The 16761-nt window shown below is 44.6% G+C and carries 14 protein-coding genes; 8 read left to right on the top strand and 6 right to left on the bottom strand.

All coding sequences use genetic code 11. The features are described 5' to 3' along the window. Positions 1 to 4: 4 nt before the first annotated feature. Positions 5 to 1816 (bottom strand): IucA/IucC family protein, encoded by a 1812-nt coding sequence (locus BTO10_RS04645; protein ID WP_105023728.1) that lies wholly within the window; start codon positions 1814 to 1816, stop codon positions 5 to 7. Continuing rightward, positions 1813 to 3024, bottom strand: coding sequence for an ATP-grasp domain-containing protein (locus BTO10_RS04640; protein ID WP_105023727.1), 1212 nt, complete (start codon positions 3022 to 3024; stop codon positions 1813 to 1815). The genes BTO10_RS04645 and BTO10_RS04640 overlap by 4 nt, the downstream gene beginning before the upstream one ends. A 238-nt stretch (positions 3025 to 3262) precedes the next feature. On the opposite strand from BTO10_RS04640, the gene BTO10_RS04635 reads away from it, so the two are divergent. The 7 genes from BTO10_RS04635 (at position 3263) to BTO10_RS04605 (ending at position 11895) form a co-directional block, all read left to right on the top strand. After that, positions 3263 to 5305 carry a TonB-dependent receptor gene (locus tag BTO10_RS04635; protein WP_105023726.1) on the top strand — a complete coding sequence of 681 codons (2043 nt, stop codon included), beginning with the start codon at positions 3263 to 3265 and terminating at the stop codon, positions 5303 to 5305. Between the two features lie 149 nt (positions 5306 to 5454). Next, complete coding sequence (locus BTO10_RS04630; RefSeq protein WP_105023725.1) at positions 5455 to 7587, top strand: TonB-dependent receptor family protein; 2133 nt, start codon at positions 5455 to 5457, stop codon at positions 7585 to 7587. Positions 7588 to 7674: 87 nt separating this feature from the next. Beyond that, on the top strand, positions 7675 to 8616 hold the full coding sequence (locus BTO10_RS04625) for a Fe(3+) dicitrate ABC transporter substrate-binding protein (RefSeq protein WP_105023724.1): 942 nt from the start codon (positions 7675 to 7677) through the stop codon (positions 8614 to 8616). Beyond that, positions 8613 to 9647, top strand: a complete 1035-nt coding sequence (locus BTO10_RS04620) for a FecCD family ABC transporter permease (RefSeq protein ID WP_105023723.1) — start codon at positions 8613 to 8615, stop codon at positions 9645 to 9647. The genes BTO10_RS04625 and BTO10_RS04620 overlap by 4 nt, the downstream gene beginning before the upstream one ends. Next, entirely contained in the window at positions 9647 to 10618 is a 972-nt protein-coding gene (locus BTO10_RS04615) for a FecCD family ABC transporter permease (protein ID WP_105023722.1), read from the top strand. Before BTO10_RS04620 ends, BTO10_RS04615 begins: the two co-directional genes overlap by 1 nt. Positions 10619 to 10620: 2 nt before the next feature. Further along, positions 10621 to 11385 carry a Fe(3+) dicitrate ABC transporter ATP-binding protein FecE gene (fecE, locus tag BTO10_RS04610; RefSeq protein ID WP_105023721.1) on the top strand — a complete coding sequence of 255 codons (765 nt, stop codon included), beginning with the start codon at positions 10621 to 10623 and terminating at the stop codon, positions 11383 to 11385. 129 nt (positions 11386 to 11514) lie between these two features. Further along, the gene (locus tag BTO10_RS04605; protein WP_004737837.1) at positions 11515 to 11895 is read left to right on the top strand and encodes a hypothetical protein; all 381 of its coding nucleotides are present in this window, start codon (positions 11515 to 11517) and stop codon (positions 11893 to 11895) included. Between the two features lie 130 nt (positions 11896 to 12025). Here BTO10_RS04605 and BTO10_RS04600 read toward each other — a convergent pair whose 3' ends face one another. Beyond that, positions 12026 to 12949, bottom strand: coding sequence for a LysR family transcriptional regulator (locus tag BTO10_RS04600; RefSeq protein WP_105023720.1), 924 nt, complete (start codon positions 12947 to 12949; stop codon positions 12026 to 12028). A 200-nt stretch (positions 12950 to 13149) separates the two neighbouring features. Here BTO10_RS04600 and BTO10_RS04595 point away from each other — a divergent pair, with 200 nt between their 5' ends. After that, positions 13150 to 14175, top strand: coding sequence for a zinc-binding alcohol dehydrogenase family protein (locus tag BTO10_RS04595; RefSeq protein WP_105023719.1), 1026 nt, complete (start codon positions 13150 to 13152; stop codon positions 14173 to 14175). Positions 14176 to 14309: 134 nt separating this feature from the next. On the opposite strand, the gene BTO10_RS04590 is transcribed toward BTO10_RS04595, so the two are convergent. The 3 genes from BTO10_RS04590 to BTO10_RS04580 all read right to left on the bottom strand — a co-directional run bounded on the left by BTO10_RS04590 (position 14310) and on the right by BTO10_RS04580 (position 16581). Then, a complete protein-coding gene (locus BTO10_RS04590; protein ID WP_105023718.1) occupies positions 14310 to 14909 on the bottom strand; it encodes a CIA30 family protein in 600 nt (199 codons plus the stop codon). A gap of 18 nt (positions 14910 to 14927) precedes the next feature. Next, entirely contained in the window at positions 14928 to 15197 is a 270-nt protein-coding gene (locus BTO10_RS04585; RefSeq protein WP_105023717.1) for a DUF3081 domain-containing protein, read from the bottom strand. Between the two features lie 142 nt (positions 15198 to 15339). Next, a complete protein-coding gene (locus BTO10_RS04580; protein ID WP_105023716.1) occupies positions 15340 to 16581 on the bottom strand; it encodes an MATE family efflux transporter in 1242 nt (413 codons plus the stop codon). Between the last annotated feature and the right edge of the window lie 180 nt (positions 16582 to 16761).

Raw genomic sequence — 16761 nt, 5'->3', positions numbered from 1 at the left:
TGGGTTAGTTCACGCTCTGTTTGATGGATTCTAAGTAAGCGTGTTGTGCCCCTTCACTGGTAAGTAGTAAGAAGTTCGGAGCCGATAACCCATAAAATTTGTTTATATCGCTAGCACCGGAGGCTTCTTTTGAGAGCAAACTGCCTGAGCTTAATAAATACTTGGCGTACAGGTTCGGTGATTCAAATAGCATCTTGTTGGCAAGTGAAACGTCATGACCTTGATTGCGAAGTTGCTCTAGCTGAAGTGAAAGGCTAGTTGCCACTATTTTGTAAAGGTCAGCCGATGGCGCAATAGCTTGTGCGGCCATTGCTTCAACAATCGCCGCAATATCTAGCTGTAACGTGATGGTCGTGAACATCTGACCAAGAGCCAGCTCCTCGTCTACTTTAATACGCTGATCCAGTAATTGATCGCACTTAATCGGCGAGAGATGTTCAAAGCTTTGAAATCGTTCAGGCCAAATTCGCGCTGCATCATTGTCCTTCATCGCTAGGGTCATTTTTCCCAGCTTATCAAAGGCTATAATGGCGTTCTGTTGGTTGGACTCCAATGCAATGCCGTATTGAAGCCACAATCTCAGATGTACTTTTGAAAGTAAGTCAACGTAATCCTTAAACCAAGTTAACGTGTCATTGTGATAATACTGTTCGGCGAGGTGCTCTAAGAACAAGCGGCCATCGGGCATTGGGCTAGCCAACGCGGCAACGGGAACGAGTGCTTTATCTTGCGAATGGTTCAATGGATATTCACGCACGATGTAAGCGAAGCTCTTGTCATCTCCTACGTGTCCACCGTGTTTCTCATTGCAATGAAATAGCGTGCCTTGTAAGTCGCTATCATTTTGTTCCAGATGCGTTAATAGGCGCTCGAACCAGTGTCCATCATAAAGAGTTGAAGGCTTGATTAAGCGAATGTTTTTGGTACCTAGAGAACGCATGATAAGTGGTACTTTGATGTGAATATGTGGTGCAGAATTCACAACAACGGTACGCACCGATAGTGTAGGCGTAACCTCAAGGAATGGATTAGGGGCTTCAATAATGCCTTCAGGAAGAGACTCAAGGCCTTGGAGTGTTAAAGGGTGTGCTGGGAATAAATGATGACTCACAGCAAAGTCGCCCGGTAGACCTACTTGCTCCATGGTTGGCCAGCATTGTGGCTGCGAACTTGTCAGAGTGACGAGTGACTTATCAATCGCGAGCCAACGCAGAGCAAAGCTTTGTGCAAACTCTGGAGCATATTGCTTGAGGTCTGTATCACTCAAACCAAACTTTGCGCGAGCGGTTGGATAATAAGGGTGATCAAGGTACGACGCGATTTGATCAGCGCGCAGTAATTTTTGGTTCCAATGCGTCAGCTTAGAAATCGGCTGCATTAATGAATTAGAATGTTGCTGGAAAGCGTTATCACATAGTGCTTTGTGTTCCTCTGCACATTCCAGTTCTTGTAAGTAACCATCTAGCAATGGGTGGGAGCTTTCATGTGCACACGCTTTTAGCAATTGTATCCAATCATGATAGTCATGCTGAAGTTCAAACTGGCCCTTTTTCTCGATTAACCAGCCACTACCATCCATCCCATTGGGAGAACCGTAAACCCAGCGCTGCATGTAGTAACTTGGCGTGACGGGTAGGTAAAGCGTGAAATCAGAATGGGAAAAGATAGCCCATGCTTGCTCATCCGGGTAATTAGAACTAGTAAGGGTAGCAGGCGTTCTGGCTGTGAACTGACTTTTAGACACTAAGCCGAATAGGTCTTCACGAAGGCAAGTGTCCACTAGTCGCTGAGTTAGGTATGAAGCGTTGCTGTTCATGCGTTCACCTCACTGTTTGACGTTAGATTGAATCGAGAAATAGTGCGTTGAAGAGCAGCATCTAAACTTTGTCCTGAGGGTGATGCTATAGAAATTCGCGCTAAGTAATCTTTGTTGGAAAAGCTTTGTAGAAAGTTGTCACCTGGGTGTTTGAGTACCTGCTGCTGCGTGACAATATCGCCATCTTGATGAACGAAAGACGTTGATGTTCCCTCGATGACACCACTCTGTTTTGCCACAATATAGTGGACACTCGCACTACCAGCTATTTGGAATGAAGGATCTAGCTTGCTGCCAAGGTGCAGGCTTAAAATGGTGCTAAACCACTTCCCATCACTTAGGTTGTCGAGTAGGAACTCACGACCATCTCCAATGCTGCGATAGTTAATTTCAACTAATACAGGGCCTGACTTTGTGATAATAAATTCACTGTGACAAACACCGAAGCCCACGCCAAATGCCTGCAATTGTCTGACACATTCATCCTTGAACTGAGTGCTGCTTTCGCTATTCCAAGTCGCAGCAGTTTCAATAAAGAATGGAGGCTCAGAGAGCTCTACATCAAACCCACCAAGTACAGCTAAGTTTTCACCGTCTCCCAAGGTTTCTACGGTGATCAGCGGGCCTTGTAAAAAATCTTCAACCAAGATTGGGCTCGTTGGGTGTTTCTGCCAAAAGCGCTCGCAATAATTTTCCAGCTCAGTTTTAGAATTACAACGCTGGACGTCTATGCTGGCAACGCCCTCTTTGGGTTTGGCGACGACAGGAAACGTAAAGTTCAACTTAGAGTCAGTATCGCGATAGATCAATTCACTTTGTACATTGGGTAAAGATTTATCGCTCAGAACTTGGCGAGTGAGGTGCTTGTTCTTTGCTTGTAACGTTACGGTCCAATCTTTTGCTGGTAAGCCGAAGAATTGCGCACAGATAGCAGTAGAGGTTTGCAAGTGATCACTGTTACTAAAAATAGCGCTAGGTTTCAGGTTTTGTTCTGTGATGGTTTCGATAAGTTCAAGTGGATTAAATACATCACATTCAAGAATTGCGTCTGGGCTAAAACGCTCGTCATCATTACTCAATTTTAGGTGGCTGAGCTTGTGATCTGTGATCAGTATGACGTTAAGCCCCATCGCTTTTGCTGTCGGTACGAAGCCGTGAGTGACTGCGTCATTGACGACGTGACTCACAATAATAATCGTAGATTTCATTGGGCTTTCCTAATTTATAAAACGTTGTTGTTACCTGCTCACAACTTGCTTTAAGTGGCCTTTTTCTTGTTTTTAGGGAAGGCTTTTTTCTATCTCATTGTTTTTATTGATAATGATGTTAATAGGCAAGTTGCATATTGCCGTGCAAATATAGAACAAAAAAAATATATTGCAAATATAAATGATATTTGTTTTTATTCGCACGGATGAATACTTTTAAACAACGTCGGATTAAAAAATGAACACAGGATTGAAGCTGTCCCCTCTCGCATTGGCAGTGGGTGGGGTGCTCGTTACACTTTACGGTACGTCAAATGCTTTGGCTGAAGAGAAAAAGAAAGTTGATGAAGTGATTCAAGTTATTGGTCACCAATACGAAGGCTATGCCGAGCATATGCCTCAGTCAGGAACCAAGACAGATGTTGAATGGTTGGACGTACCACAAGCAGTATCTGTGGTCACGAAGACAGAAATGGAAGACCGAGGCGCGGTACGTTTAGTGGATGCACTCGATGGTGTAGCTGGTGTCAATAATACTCTAGGCGAAGGTAGCCGAGACCAGTTCGTTATCCGTGGTTTTGACTCACTCAATGACATGTATCGTGATGGTATGCGTGATGATGGGACCTTACAGTCATACCGAAGCCTCGCAAACATTGAGCGTGTTGAAATTGTCAAAGGCCCGGCCGGTGCGCTTTATGGTCGAGGTTCTGCTGGCGGTATCATTAATCTAGTCACTAAGCGTGCAGAGGGTGAAAACTTCACCAATGTAAATGGTAGTGTGGGCAGCAACAGCCAGTTTGTCGGACAAGTTGATAGCTCTATGGCTTTTTCAGACAAGGTTAATGGCCGTATCAATGTGGAGCACCGCCAAGCCGATTCTTACGTCGATCATGTGGATTCTAACGATTTCTTTATTGCCCCAACGATTCGAGTGATTCCTTCTGATGGACACACTATTGATCTCGATGTTGAATATGCTCACCAAGAATTAGTGCCTTATCGTGGTGTTCCATCCAAAAATGGTAAACCAGTCGATGTTTCCGAAAGCACTTTTTACGGCGGTACCAATGATTATCAAGAGTCGGACAGCATTCGTGTTGGCGTTAATTACGAATGGCTTTTGAATAGTGAATGGGCATGGACCAACCGCGCGGCATACAACCATATCGAGTTAGAACAAAAGGGCACGCGTCAAAGTAACGATATAGTTACGGGGAGCGAGGTTGATCAAACTGTCAACAACTTCGGCTATGACCCTCGTACCACGACAACACTGCAATCGGAACTCGTTTGGGAAACCGATTCTAATCAAATGATGATTGGTGCTGACTACAACCAAATCAATATCGATCTTACGCTTGCAAGCGATAAAACTTTACCCCCAAAAGATATATACAACCCTGTTGCTGGTCCAACACCGGATCCGGGTTTTAAACCGTTCCGTGATAACACCACAACGACCACTGGCGTTTACATTCAAGATGTTTATACCTTTGGCGATCTATCGGTAATAGGTAATGTCCGTTATGACTCTATGGAACTGGAACAACAAAAGGCAGGATCTGCCAAAGAGCACCTAGATGATAACAAGGTGAGCTACCGTGGTGGTGTTGTCTATCGTCTCAACAGTGATATGTCGGTGTATGCAAGCTTAGCTCGTTCATGGCAGTTGCCTTACTCAGGCATTTATATCAATCCTAAATTGGCCGAGTTTTTCCATACTGATCTAAAAGAAGTGGGTGCAAAAGCTTACTTATTAGACAACGCCTTGATGCTAAATGCGGCGATTTTCCAAATTGATCAAGAACAGCCACAAACCAATACCGATGGGGATGTGATCAGCAAGATTGAAGCGCGTCACCAAGGTATTGAACTGGAAGCTCGCGGCCAGATTTCCGAGCAATGGGATATTTCGATCGGGTATAGCTTCCTTGATGCTGAGGACAAAGAGACGGGCAAGAAGCCGAACGACGTGTCTGATCACCTGTTCTCACTTTGGAGTACTTATCAGTTAGACGACAACTGGCGTCTAGGTGGCGGTGTTAAATATGTTGGTGATCGCTATGCGGGTAATAACGAGGCGGTCGCATTAGGTGATTACACCACGGTTGATTTGATGGCGGCGTACACCACCGGTCGTCACAAAGTCCAAGCGAATGCTTACAACGTGCTGAACGAGAAATACATTCTCGGAACAACCAATGGTAAGTCTGGCACCAACCAGGTTGGTTACGGTGCACCAGCTGAATTCATGCTCAGCTATGGCTACCAGTTCTAAATGCCAACTCAGTTTCAAACATTTGTGTTTGCTAGCAAATAGCGAACAGTTTTGGCCTTATGTTGAGGCCGTTTAGCCCAAAAGGTCAAAGGACACATCGAATCGATAACGGTGCCTTTGACCTTAACCTGCCTTTTTAGGAGATTTTCATGCCTTACCAGAATTTGGATGGTAACCCCTGTGCTCAATCGAACAAAAAGTTACGTTTAAGTGCTCTTGCAATAGCCATCACTTCCGTGACCTCGATGAGCGCACTTGCAGCGTCTGAAGCTCAAACAACAACCATGGAAACGGTCGTCGTTACCGGTAGCTTGATAGGTAACTCAGAGCTCGAGGATGTGAAAGAGTACCCTGGATCTCGTACCGTTTTGACCAATGAACAGATTAAAAAAACGGGTACGCTTTCGGTTGATTCAGCTTTTCAAAGTGTTCCTGGTATTAAGGTTCAAGATGAAACGGGCACAGGTGTTCTGCCCAACGTCTCAGTTCGAGGTTTAAAAGCAAGTCGAAGTGGTCATGCTCAGTTTCTCATGGATGGTGTGCCGCTTACTCTAGCGCCTTATGGCCATACTGGACAATCCATCTTCCCAGCGACGCTTTCTATGCTTGATCGTATTGATATTGTGCGTGGTGGTGCGGCGGTTCAGTACGGGCCAAACAACGTGGGTGGTGTGATCAACTTGGTGACCAAGCCTATTCCCTACCAATGGCAAACGGAAATGAGTAATCGCTTAACTGTTTTTGAAGATGGCGATACTCCGTTGAACGATATTTATCTGCGTACTGGTGGGTGGCTGAATGATGCGCTGGCAATTCAAGTGGAAGGTAACTTCTTAAAAGGGGAAAGTTTCCGTGAACATTCCGATACAGACGTCAAGAACTTCCAAGCTAAGTTACAGTGGTTACTGAGTGATACTCAAGAACTGCAAGCTTTCGTGCAGCGTTATGATGCCGACACCCAAATGCCGGGTGCTTTATCGCCAGAAGATTACGAGAAAGACCGTACACAATCCAAGCGCCCTTATGATGAGTACCAAGGCAAATCGACGCGTTGGAGCTTAAAATATTTACATGGTTTGAATATTGCTGATAGTGCCGAGCTAGAATTACTGACCTTTGGCCATCGTTCTGAGCGTTTCTTCCAGTGGGGTTACAACAGTACTAAAAATGTGGCGTGGTCTGATCCGTCGCAGCCATCGACTGATATTCGTACGTCACCACGTGAATTTAAGGTGTATGGGGTAGAGCCGAAACTCGCGATCTATTTTGACGGCAATACAGTGACCCAAAACGTAATCGTTGGGGCACGCTACGTCAATGAAGATATCGATTACAAGCTTACTCAAACGCCGATTGCTGGTGGCTTGACAAAGACTCCACGTGACTGGCACTTAGACACTGACGCTTATGCTGGCTATATCAGTAACGAAATTGGTTTGTTTAATGATGTGTTAAAGGTAACCCCTGGTATTCGCTATGAATCAATAGATATGGCATTTTACGATCTAGGTAAGGCGGAAAAGACAAATAACAAAGTGACAGAATGGTTGCCTGGTTTAACGGTGGCGTACCATTTAACTGAGCAATGGGTAGGTTATACCAATGCTCAGAAATCTTTGCGAGCACCACAAATTGCTTACATCCGTGGTAAAGGTGAAGAGGGCAGTGAACTTGCATGGAGTTATGAGTTGGGTGCTCGCTACAACCAAGATTCAACCAGTTTCAACGTAGCGCTTTACCGAATCGATTTTGAAGATCAGCTTCAATGGCAAAAAGCGACTGAAACTTTCGACAATATTGGAAAAACACTCCACCAAGGTGTTGAACTTTCCGGCCGTTACACGCTGGAATCTCTTCAGGCTCTAAGCTTAGGAGCGGGTTATAACTACCTAGACGCAACGATTGAAGAAGACGGTGCAAATAAGGGTAATCAACTGCCTTACACCTCTAAACATCAATTTAGCTGGGATGCGACTTACGCATTTAGCAAGTTAGACACCACCTTGTCTGGTTATTACTTCAGCGAGTCATACTCTGACAATGCGAACACGAGTGACGAGGATGCTATCGGGGCGACGGGCAAAGTCCCAGCTTATATGGTTTGGAACTTCAATTTAGGCTCCGATCTATACAAGGATGAGAGTAGCAAACTGCGCATGAACTTCGCTGTCAACAACTTGTTTGATGAGGACTATTACTTCCGAGGCATTGATACCAGCCCAGTTGGTCGCTATCCGGCGCCAGGGCGATCTTATACCTTGGATCTGAATTACCAGTTCTAATCAGTAATTTATTGAAAATCATAACGAATAAAAGTCGCCAATACCCTTGGCGACTTTCACGGTTCTAGCGTTAGAGGATAATTTAATATGGGAAACGGCTCTCAACCAGTTTCAACGAATACATTACGCCCAATGAATAGATTATGGTTAAGTCTTGCTGCATTGGTGATGTGTTTAATTTCATTTTCGAGTTTGGCCAAAACAAGAGTCATCCAAGATGAGCAAGGTCAGTTTGAGATTAACACCACGCCACAGCGTATTGTTGTGCTGGAATTCTCATTTGTTGATGCATTAGCCGCGGTAGGCGTTTCTCCCGTTGGTGTTGCCGACGATAATGATGCCACACGAGTGATTCCAGCAGTACGAGACTTGGTTGATCCTTGGCAGTCTGTTGGCATGCGATCTCAACCTAGTCTAGAGGCTATTGCTGTGCTCAAGCCTGATTTGATCATCGCAGATGCGGAACGTCATCGAGCTGTGTATCAAGATCTACAGCGAATTGCACCGACTTTGCTATTAAAAAGCCGAGGAGAAACTTATCAAGAAAATTTGGAATCAGCGCTCAAAATTGGTGTTGCTCTTGATAAGCAATCAGATATGGAGCAACGAATTCAACAACATCATCAAGCTATGCTCGAGTTTAAGAGCCACTTTTCTCTAAAGCAAACCGTTCAGTTTGCTGTCGTTTCGGATAAAGGTATGTGGCTTCATGGTCCAGTATCTTATGCCGGAGGAGTACTGACCACATTAGGAATTGCGAGCCCGATTGAAGAACTTACTGAAAAAGCGTATTTGCCAACAAGCTTTGAGTTGCTGCTAAAAACCAATCCGGACTGGCTGTTATTAGGTGCTTACTCGCATCCTAATGTAGTCAACGATTGGGAGAAAAACCCGTTATTCAACCTAATGACTTCAGCAAAAAATAGTCAAGTTGTTGAAGTGTCACCAGCACTTTGGTCATTAAATCGAGGCATGCTAGCGGCTGAACAGATGGCGAAACATCTAGAGCAGATCTTGGAACGACCATGAGAACGATATTGACCTCTAGCGGAAAGCGAAAGTTGACAATATTACCGTGGCGAGCCACTGTATTTACGTTGTCAGTGTTGTGCTTGATGCTATCTGGCTATGCGGCTTCGATGCTGGGATGGTCCAACTTTTCTCTGACTCTTAATGACTTAGTTGACTATTGGTTTGCGTTTGATACGAGCAATATGACTCATCAAATTTTGGCGACTCTGAGAGCGCCAAGAGCTTATGCTGGGTTATTGATTGGAGCGAGTTTAGCGGTTGCGGGCTTATTGATGCAGGGCTTAACAAGAAACCCACTCGCATCTCCTTCTATTCTTGGTATTAATTCTGGTGCTGCCTGTTTTATGGCTTTAGCTGCCATAGGCGTGCCTGTTGTCAGTGAACTAAATCCAATCCTTAATGCTGTTATCGGTGCCTCGTTAAGTGGCGGTGCTGTGATGCTCCTCGGTGGTTTTTTTTCCGCACGTTCTCACCCGTTGCGCTTGGTTTTAGCGGGCATCGCCATAACGGCACTACTGATTGGGTTGACTCGAGCAGCATTGATTCTTGCCGACGATATGGCTTATAGCGTGCTGCATTGGCTTACAGGCTCATTATCTACCGTGGATGATGAACAATGGCGAATGTTGTGGCCCCCGATCATGGTTGGGCTAGGGTTAGCTATTAGCTTGGCGCGCAACCTTAATTTACTGGCGCTTGGTGAGGAGGTTGCGGTTGGGCTAGGCAGTAACATCCGCCTTACGCGATTCATTTGTAGTGTGACCATTGTTTTGCTGGCGGGCGCGAGTGTCGCTATTGCCGGGCCTATTGGCTTTGTCGGATTGTTAATTCCCCACTTAGTTCGTCCTATGGTTGGGCATAATTACCATGTGTTAATTCCCGTTTCTGCGATGTCTGGTGCTGCATTGGTATCTTGGTCAGACGCGTTGTCGCGAGCTATTGCTTTCCCGACAGAAACGCCAGTGGGTGTCATTACCGCTTTATTAGGGACACCTTGTTTTGTTCTCATAGCTACGAGGAAGTCTTAATGCATCATAATGCGAAGCTATTGTTATTGCTTGGGCTGCTTATGCTGATGGCCTTTTCTGGCTTGTTTGTTGGGGCTGCATCACTTTCTATTTCTCAAGTGATGGAACATCTGATTGCTTTCTCTAGTGACGATTTTGTTATCCAACAGTATCGGTTGCCACGTATGTTACTCGCAATCAGTGTCGGTGCAGGGTTAGGGCTTTCAGGCGTGTTAGTACAAGGTGTAATACGTAACCCTCTGGCGTCTCCTGACTTGATGGGAATTAGCGCTGGAGCAGGCCTTGCTGCAACAGCGAGTTTGGTTTGGTTTCCGAATGCGCCGGTGAGTTTGCTTCCTATATTTGCGATGTGTGGTGGTATTTTTGCAGCTGGATTGATTACCTTATTGGCATGGTGGTCTAAGCCAACACCGGCTAAACTGGCATTAATTGGTATTGCGGTAAGTGCGTTTCTGGCCAGTTGTATTGATTTCTTACTCGTCACTAACCCTATCGAGATCAATACAGCCATGGTATGGCTCACAGGTAGCCTTTGGGGTAGGAACTGGCAGCAAGTCCCATTTATCTGGGGGGCGTTGGTTTTACTATTACCAATGGCATTATGGCTTGCTTGGCGATTAGACGTGTTGGGACTTGGTCAGGAAAATGCGACGACCTTGGGTATCAAGCCAAAACAGATTCAGGTTCTCGCATTGTTGGCTGCTGTGTTACTCGCAAGTGTCAGCGTGTCAGTTGCCGGGACAATCAGTTTCGTTGGGCTATTGGCGCCTCATTTAGCGCGTTTATTGTTCGGCCACAATCATAAGTTGCTAATCCCTGCGTCTGCTATATTAGGGGCTATTTTAGTCACCTGCGCAGATGCACTCGCACGAGGTTTGAACCCTCCAATCGAACTGCCTGCCGGCGTGCTGACGTCAGTGATCGGCGCACCTTATTTCATTTTTCTTCTTTATCGTTATCGAGGTTGGTAACCATGCTAAAAACGCAGAATCTTTCCGTCGCGTACGGCAAACAGACGATCATCCCAAACCTCACGGTTTCAATCCCTAAAGGGAAAATTACCGCATTGATTGGCCCCAATGGATGTGGAAAATCCACCTTGTTAAAAACCTTGGTAAGAATCAATAACCCAATGTCAGGTGAGGTATTGTTTGAAGGTAAACCATTATCAAGTTATGGCGATAAAGCGCTTGCACGTTCTTTATCGCTTCTGCCACAAATCCTAGTTAGCCCTGAAGGCATTACCGTTAGAAAATTGGTCGAATATGGACGTTCTCCTTATGTATCCCACTGGGGAAAGTTAGGAAAAGACGATCAAACCATTGTTGAGCAAGCAATGCGTGATACAGGCGTACTTGAATATGCTGATAAGCCAGTTGAATCCTTATCTGGCGGACAAAGGCAAAGAGCGTGGATCGCAATGGTGATAGCACAAGATACGGACATCGTTATGCTTGATGAGCCAACCACCTATTTAGATATGTCGCATCAAGTAGAACTAATGAACTTGATGCAACAGATGAACGCCAAAGGCAAAACGGTGGTAGTGGTACTGCACGATCTAAATCAAGCGTGTCGTTACTGCGATCATTTGGTGGTGTTAGAGCAGGGGTGTGTTGTGGCAGAAGGCTCGCCCGACGAGGTGATGACAGAGGCGTTGCTAGATGATGTTTTTGACTTGAATGCGAAAGTATTCCGCGACCCGATTTCAAATACGCCGATGTGTGTAGCGATTTAGGTAGTGATTGTTTGAAGCAATTATTGACCGACAGCTAGCTATTCAGTCATTCAGAGTTGTGATTGAGATAGTATTTTGCTACAAAACGCGCATAATCTCGCTATACAACATTTAAAGAAGATATTACCTATGACTACGTTTCAATACTACTTTCACCAACTGCCTTGTTTTGACTGCAAAAAAACGACAGTAAGCACAGATCTTGGTTGGTTAACGCCAGCGATGAAAGAGGTGGTTTTAGCGCAACTGACGGAAACACTGGCACAAGGTGAGATTACCCCTGATCTGACTGCTAATGTTGTTTGCACTAAAGAAGAAGCTCGCGAGTACTTGCTGTTGAACTTCTTTGGTTATTCAGAAGAAGAGCTTGAAGGTGAAATCGAGGCGGATGATGAGCAAGAAGTCGCTGACGAGATCGCAGAGCTGCTTGAAGACGGTAAAGACACGATTGAGTTCGAACATGAAGTAGCGCTTCAGTGTTGTGCTGACTGCGACATCATCGAAGAGTAACTAAGTATCTTCTAAAGTAAGCGAATCAGTTTGCCACATCTGGTGATAGGCCATTCGCAAAAGGCGCTCGTGAACAAATGTTCGCTAGCGCCTTTTTTGTATCCAGTTTTGAAATTCAGCATTAAGATGCTTAGCTGTTGATGATACCTTGCTCATTGAGTTGGGAAAGGATCTCCGCCGTTTTCTCACGGAATAAATCTCTCAGTAAACGAACGGTTGGCGTGATGGATTGACGGCTTGGGCATACCAACCACAGCTCTGTTGGTGTCGGCTCATAGTTAGGCATGATTTTGACCACATCGCCAGACAGCAAATGACTCGACATATCCAAACAAGACTTTATAGCGATGCCTTTTCCTGCAATACACCATCGTCTAACCAGGTCTGCGTCATTGGATGCGCGATTCCCTTTGAGCTTTACTTTGTGGTCTTGGGTGCCGTCGTTAAATACCCACTCGTCTTGCAACATGTCATGAAGTTGATACAGAAGTCCGTTGTGCTCAGCCAAATCACTTGGATGGTCTGGGCTGCCTTTTTCTGCGATATACTTAGGTGAAGCACATAAGATTCTCGGCACATCACAAATTTTGAAGCCGTACATGTTGGCATCAGTCGGTGAACCGTAACGCAACGCCATATCCACAGAATCACGATAAAAGTCGATGTTACTGTCACTGATGCTCGTTCGAAGTGTCGCTTGAGGGTAATCAAATAGAAACTCATCTAGCCAAGGTATGACGAGGTTTCGCCCTAAATCTGACGAAAGCGCGATTCGAATTTCGCCATCAATGACACCAAGCTCCTCGCGCATATTGAGTTTCGCTTGGTCCAACATTTTCAACGCTTGTTCGCACTCTGGTAAATATCGTTCTCCAGCGGGAGAGAGGCGAAGATGACGAGTGGTTCTTACGAAAAGCTCTGCACCGAGTGCCGCTTCAACGCGTTTCACCGCCGCACTTGCCGTTGCTGTGCGCATGTCTAGGTTAGTGGCGGCTGCTGTGATACTGCGAAACTCCGCTACCTTTAAAATTACTTGTAAGTCTTCAAGAAGCATTTCATTTCCCTGTTCTGAGCCGTGAATCGGTTGCTCTATTCGTCATAAGTTTGGCCATTTTGCTGTGGTTAATCTTAGTATTTTGCTTGCGTATATACACCTTATTGTCAAAAATAATTTGATAATAATTCAAACATTAGGCTGTTTATCTAAAGTGAGAAATCTCTAAGATTCAATTATCGAATTTAAGGAGAAGCATCATGTCACTACCATCTACAATGAAAGCCATCGGATTTACTCAGTCGCTAGCGATTACAGAACCAGAAAGCCTGTTTGAATTTGAAACGAGCCTGCCGGAATTAAAAGAGAATGACTTACTGGTAAAAGTGAGTGCGACTTCTATTAACCCTGCAGACGCGAAAATCCGTATTCGCAACGCAAAAGATAAGACACTTGATCAACCAAAAGTGTTGGGCTACGACGCTGTTGGGGAAGTGGTTGGTAAAGGCACAAACGTCGAAGGTTTCGAGTTAGGCGATCGTGTGTACTATGCGGGTGACGTAACACGCATGGGCGCTAACGCAGAATACCAAGCCGTTGACTACCGCATCACAGCTAGAGCGCCACAAAGCTTAACGGATGAAGCCGCGGTTGTTATGCCGCTTACAACGCTCACTGCGTGGGAAGCGTTATTTGATCGCCTGCGTGTTCGCCCTGAAGAGAAAAAGTCTATCCTGATCATTGGCGGTGCTGGTGGTGTTGGCTCTATTACTATTCAGCTAGCGAAGCAATTAACTAACCTTAATGTTATTGCGACAGCGTCAAGACCTGAAACCGAGCAGTGGGTAAAAGACATGGGTGCAGACCACGTAGTGAACCACCGTAACTTGGTTGAATCAGTGCGTGAGCAAGGCATCCAGTATGTGGATTACATCTTCAATGTTGCGGACACAAAAGGTCACTGGGATGCGATGGTAGAGTTGATTGCGCCGCAAGGCATGATCAGTTCAATTGTTGAGTTTGATAGTGAGATTGACCTCTCTGCACTACAAGGTAAGTCAGTAGGCTTCATTTGGGAGCTGATGTTTACTCGTTCGCTGTTCAATACCGACGATATTCAGAAGCAGCAAGATATCTTGTTCCAAACTGCGAACTTGATTGATGCGGGCCGTATTAAATCTACGCTAACCATCACACTGAATGGTTTGAGTGCAGATACGCTGAAAGAGGCGCACCAACGTATTGAAAGCAGCGCATCAATTGGTAAAACAGCCATCAAATACTAAGTGTTAATGATCTAGAATGCAGCGTTTGAACCCTTTAGCATTTGATGAGTTCTAACGTTTGAATAGAAAAACCCCAGACATTTTCCGCAAAGAGATTGGTGTCTGGGGCTTCGTTCATCTGCGATCTTTTCAATTTATTTGGATGCTTTGAATTGAATCTGAATCAGTTTTAACGCAAAGGGCAAAGGCCGTTTGTCTGCAATCAAAAAGCCGAACTGTTTGATGTCTTGAGCTTTGAGCTCTGGTGAATTGTTGAGTAATCGTCCTCTAAACACGGCTTGAAAGTCCTCTAGTCTGAACACTTTCGTGAGTGGCTCGCCTTTGACAGTTTCGAAGCTGTGCTTGTAGTTAGTTCGATATCCGTCTTTCCATGTTGTGAACCTCAACTGGTAGGAGCGCCCGTCACCAACAAAGGATAACTCTACATTGTCAACCGTAGGTTTTAACGATTCAAGGGAGCGATTTATTGAGCTGAATCCACCATTGTTCTCTAATGATAATTCACCTTTAAATAGGCTATGCTCGCCATCATAAACGATCCCACCTGTTGAAACGCCACCCATTACGTTGTCGTTGATCGCAGACCATTGCTGGTGTTCGCTCGATTTCGTGAAATCAATCATCTCTATTCCTGCTGTTGACGTTTCAGACCATAACAAAGAAAGGCTCAGGGTTAACCATAAAAGCGTTATTCTCTTATGCAGATGGTACGCTGTGAAGTTTGACTCGTTCATGATTTACTCCATTGCTCATTAGTCCGCAGAAGGTTCAGTGGCGAGTATTCCCAGACAATGGTCGATGAATTCAGAGTAGTTTAACGCGTTGTCGTACTCAATTTTCAGCGAACCGTGAAACATTAGTGTGACGGTGACGTCTTTGTAGCTTAGCCAACAGGTGTAACCATCGTAATCATGCCAAGCTATCATTTCACCAACTTGATATTTGTTGTTCAGTTGTTCACCGGAAGAGCGAATGAACTCGAATACTCTAAGAAACTCGATGATGGTGATCCTGTTGTCCATGTGTGACTCCCTCGGTGTGAACGACGATAAATAGCTAAGCACTTGTATTTAAATCGTTACGGTTTGCTTTTAGGTTCCGATCACTAAGAGAGACGCGAGCACTTTTAGATTGTGCTCGCGGTATGGAAGTCGAGAAATGTATCTACTGATGAGCTCCTAAAAGAGCTTCAGATTTATGCTTGATTCGAAACACAAAATAGACCATAGACGCTAGAGCAGCGATTAGGTTACCGAGGGCCATAAAAAAGATGACATTGAGAACAGGATTATCGAAAGCGGTAATAAAGAAGGCACCTGGCAGCCCAACAAAGATCATTGCAAGTCGAAATAGCGGCGGGAGTTGAGAAAAGCCTCTAACTCTTAACCAAGATATAAACACAAGAGCAATACCATCAATTGCGATCACTGCGACTGAGAGTTTTAATGCTTTTACCAATTCATTTGTTGCAGTAGGTGTATAGATCTGAGAAATAGCCTCAGCAAGTAAACTTAACCCAAATGCACTCACTAGGATATAGCCGAACATAATCGTGAGCATAGAGTAAGGTTCATTAGAGGATTTGTCCATTTGAGAGAGTGAAATGGACAGAGATATCACCAACCCTACATAGAGCACGGAAAAGCTATTCATAAAGTTGAGGGCAAACCCAAGATACGCAGTATGCTCTTGGCTATAAAGGCTAGCAAACGTAAGAACTAAAATTGAAATACCACCAGTGAAGCAGATACTGGTTAATGCTTCTGTGCGACCAAAATTAACAAGTATTCCGACCTTTTCTTTGTTGAATCGTGGAGTAGCGATGAGCTGATTTTTGAAACCTAGATATATGACAGGCAATAAGGTTATAACACGTATTGCTAGGGTCGATATTGATACCGCTACAGAAGCATTATCTATGTTAGCTATTGCGATATAGTTAAAAGCGATATTCGCTATTGCACTGGCTATTGTTACCGCTAGCACTTTTTTCTCTAAGCCTTGTGCTTCTAAAATGTTGCATAATCCAACATAAATAGCCAATGGAAAAATACTAATGGAAAGTATAAAATAACTTTGAGTTGCGTGGATTGTAGCATCAAAAAATTGGCCCACAAGAAGGCTTATAACAAGTAAAACCACGCCAAGACATATTGAATATCCAAGTATTTCTTGAGCAGTTTGACGAGGTGCCTCTTTGTTTTGTCCAATGACAATATTGATACCAATACTGAGTACGACTGCCAAGATAACGAAAACCTGAGAGACTTGTGAAGCCAAGGTGTAATCTTGCACCGCCACCATATTTGTATGCCCTAACATGATCATATCGACCATCGCGAGAGACAGTGCAACAAACCTTGTTGCTGAGATTACTAGGGCTCGCTTAAGGAAAGTTGCGATCATATTAAAGTTCCTGTTGATGTAGGGAAGCTGTTATCGTTTTCAAGTATCCAATACATGAAAGTGTGTTGAGGTTGAACGTTTTTGGTGAGTAGTTATTGATTTCTGTTATGCGGAAACGAATGTAAACGGAACGAAAAATAGGTTCAATAATATTGAAATAAATATTTTATATAAACATTG

Origin of the sequence: Vibrio chagasii (assembly GCF_002954585.1) — a bacterium.
In the GTDB taxonomy this organism is placed as follows: domain Bacteria; phylum Pseudomonadota; class Gammaproteobacteria; order Enterobacterales; family Vibrionaceae; genus Vibrio; species Vibrio chagasii_A.
Note: the sequence above shows the minus strand (reverse complement) of the source record. Positions and strands in the feature narration are given on the sequence as shown.

Excerpts from the sequence above, each read along its gene's own strand:
- BTO10_RS04625 (WP_105023724.1), top strand. The coding sequence starts at position 7,675 with ATGGGAAACGGCTCTCAACCAGTTTCAACGAATACATTACGCCCAATG.
- BTO10_RS04595 (WP_105023719.1), top strand. The coding sequence starts at position 13,150 with ATGTCACTACCATCTACAATGAAAGCCATCGGATTTACTCAGTCGCTA.
- BTO10_RS04645 (WP_105023728.1), bottom strand. The coding sequence starts at position 1,816 with ATGAACAGCAACGCTTCATACCTAACTCAGCGACTAGTGGACACTTGC.
- BTO10_RS04600 (WP_105023720.1), bottom strand. The coding sequence starts at position 12,949 with ATGCTTCTTGAAGACTTACAAGTAATTTTAAAGGTAGCGGAGTTTCGC.
- fecE (WP_105023721.1), top strand. The coding sequence starts at position 10,621 with ATGCTAAAAACGCAGAATCTTTCCGTCGCGTACGGCAAACAGACGATC.
- BTO10_RS04580 (WP_105023716.1), bottom strand. The coding sequence starts at position 16,581 with ATGATCGCAACTTTCCTTAAGCGAGCCCTAGTAATCTCAGCAACAAGG.
- BTO10_RS04585 (WP_105023717.1), bottom strand. The coding sequence starts at position 15,197 with ATGGACAACAGGATCACCATCATCGAGTTTCTTAGAGTATTCGAGTTC.
- BTO10_RS04615 (WP_105023722.1), top strand. The coding sequence starts at position 9,647 with ATGCATCATAATGCGAAGCTATTGTTATTGCTTGGGCTGCTTATGCTG.
- BTO10_RS04590 (WP_105023718.1), bottom strand. The coding sequence starts at position 14,909 with ATGAACGAGTCAAACTTCACAGCGTACCATCTGCATAAGAGAATAACG.
- BTO10_RS04630 (WP_105023725.1), top strand. The coding sequence starts at position 5,455 with ATGCCTTACCAGAATTTGGATGGTAACCCCTGTGCTCAATCGAACAAA.
- BTO10_RS04640 (WP_105023727.1), bottom strand. The coding sequence starts at position 3,024 with ATGAAATCTACGATTATTATTGTGAGTCACGTCGTCAATGACGCAGTC.
- BTO10_RS04605 (WP_004737837.1), top strand. The coding sequence starts at position 11,515 with ATGACTACGTTTCAATACTACTTTCACCAACTGCCTTGTTTTGACTGC.
- BTO10_RS04620 (WP_105023723.1), top strand. The coding sequence starts at position 8,613 with ATGAGAACGATATTGACCTCTAGCGGAAAGCGAAAGTTGACAATATTA.
- BTO10_RS04635 (WP_105023726.1), top strand. The coding sequence starts at position 3,263 with ATGAACACAGGATTGAAGCTGTCCCCTCTCGCATTGGCAGTGGGTGGG.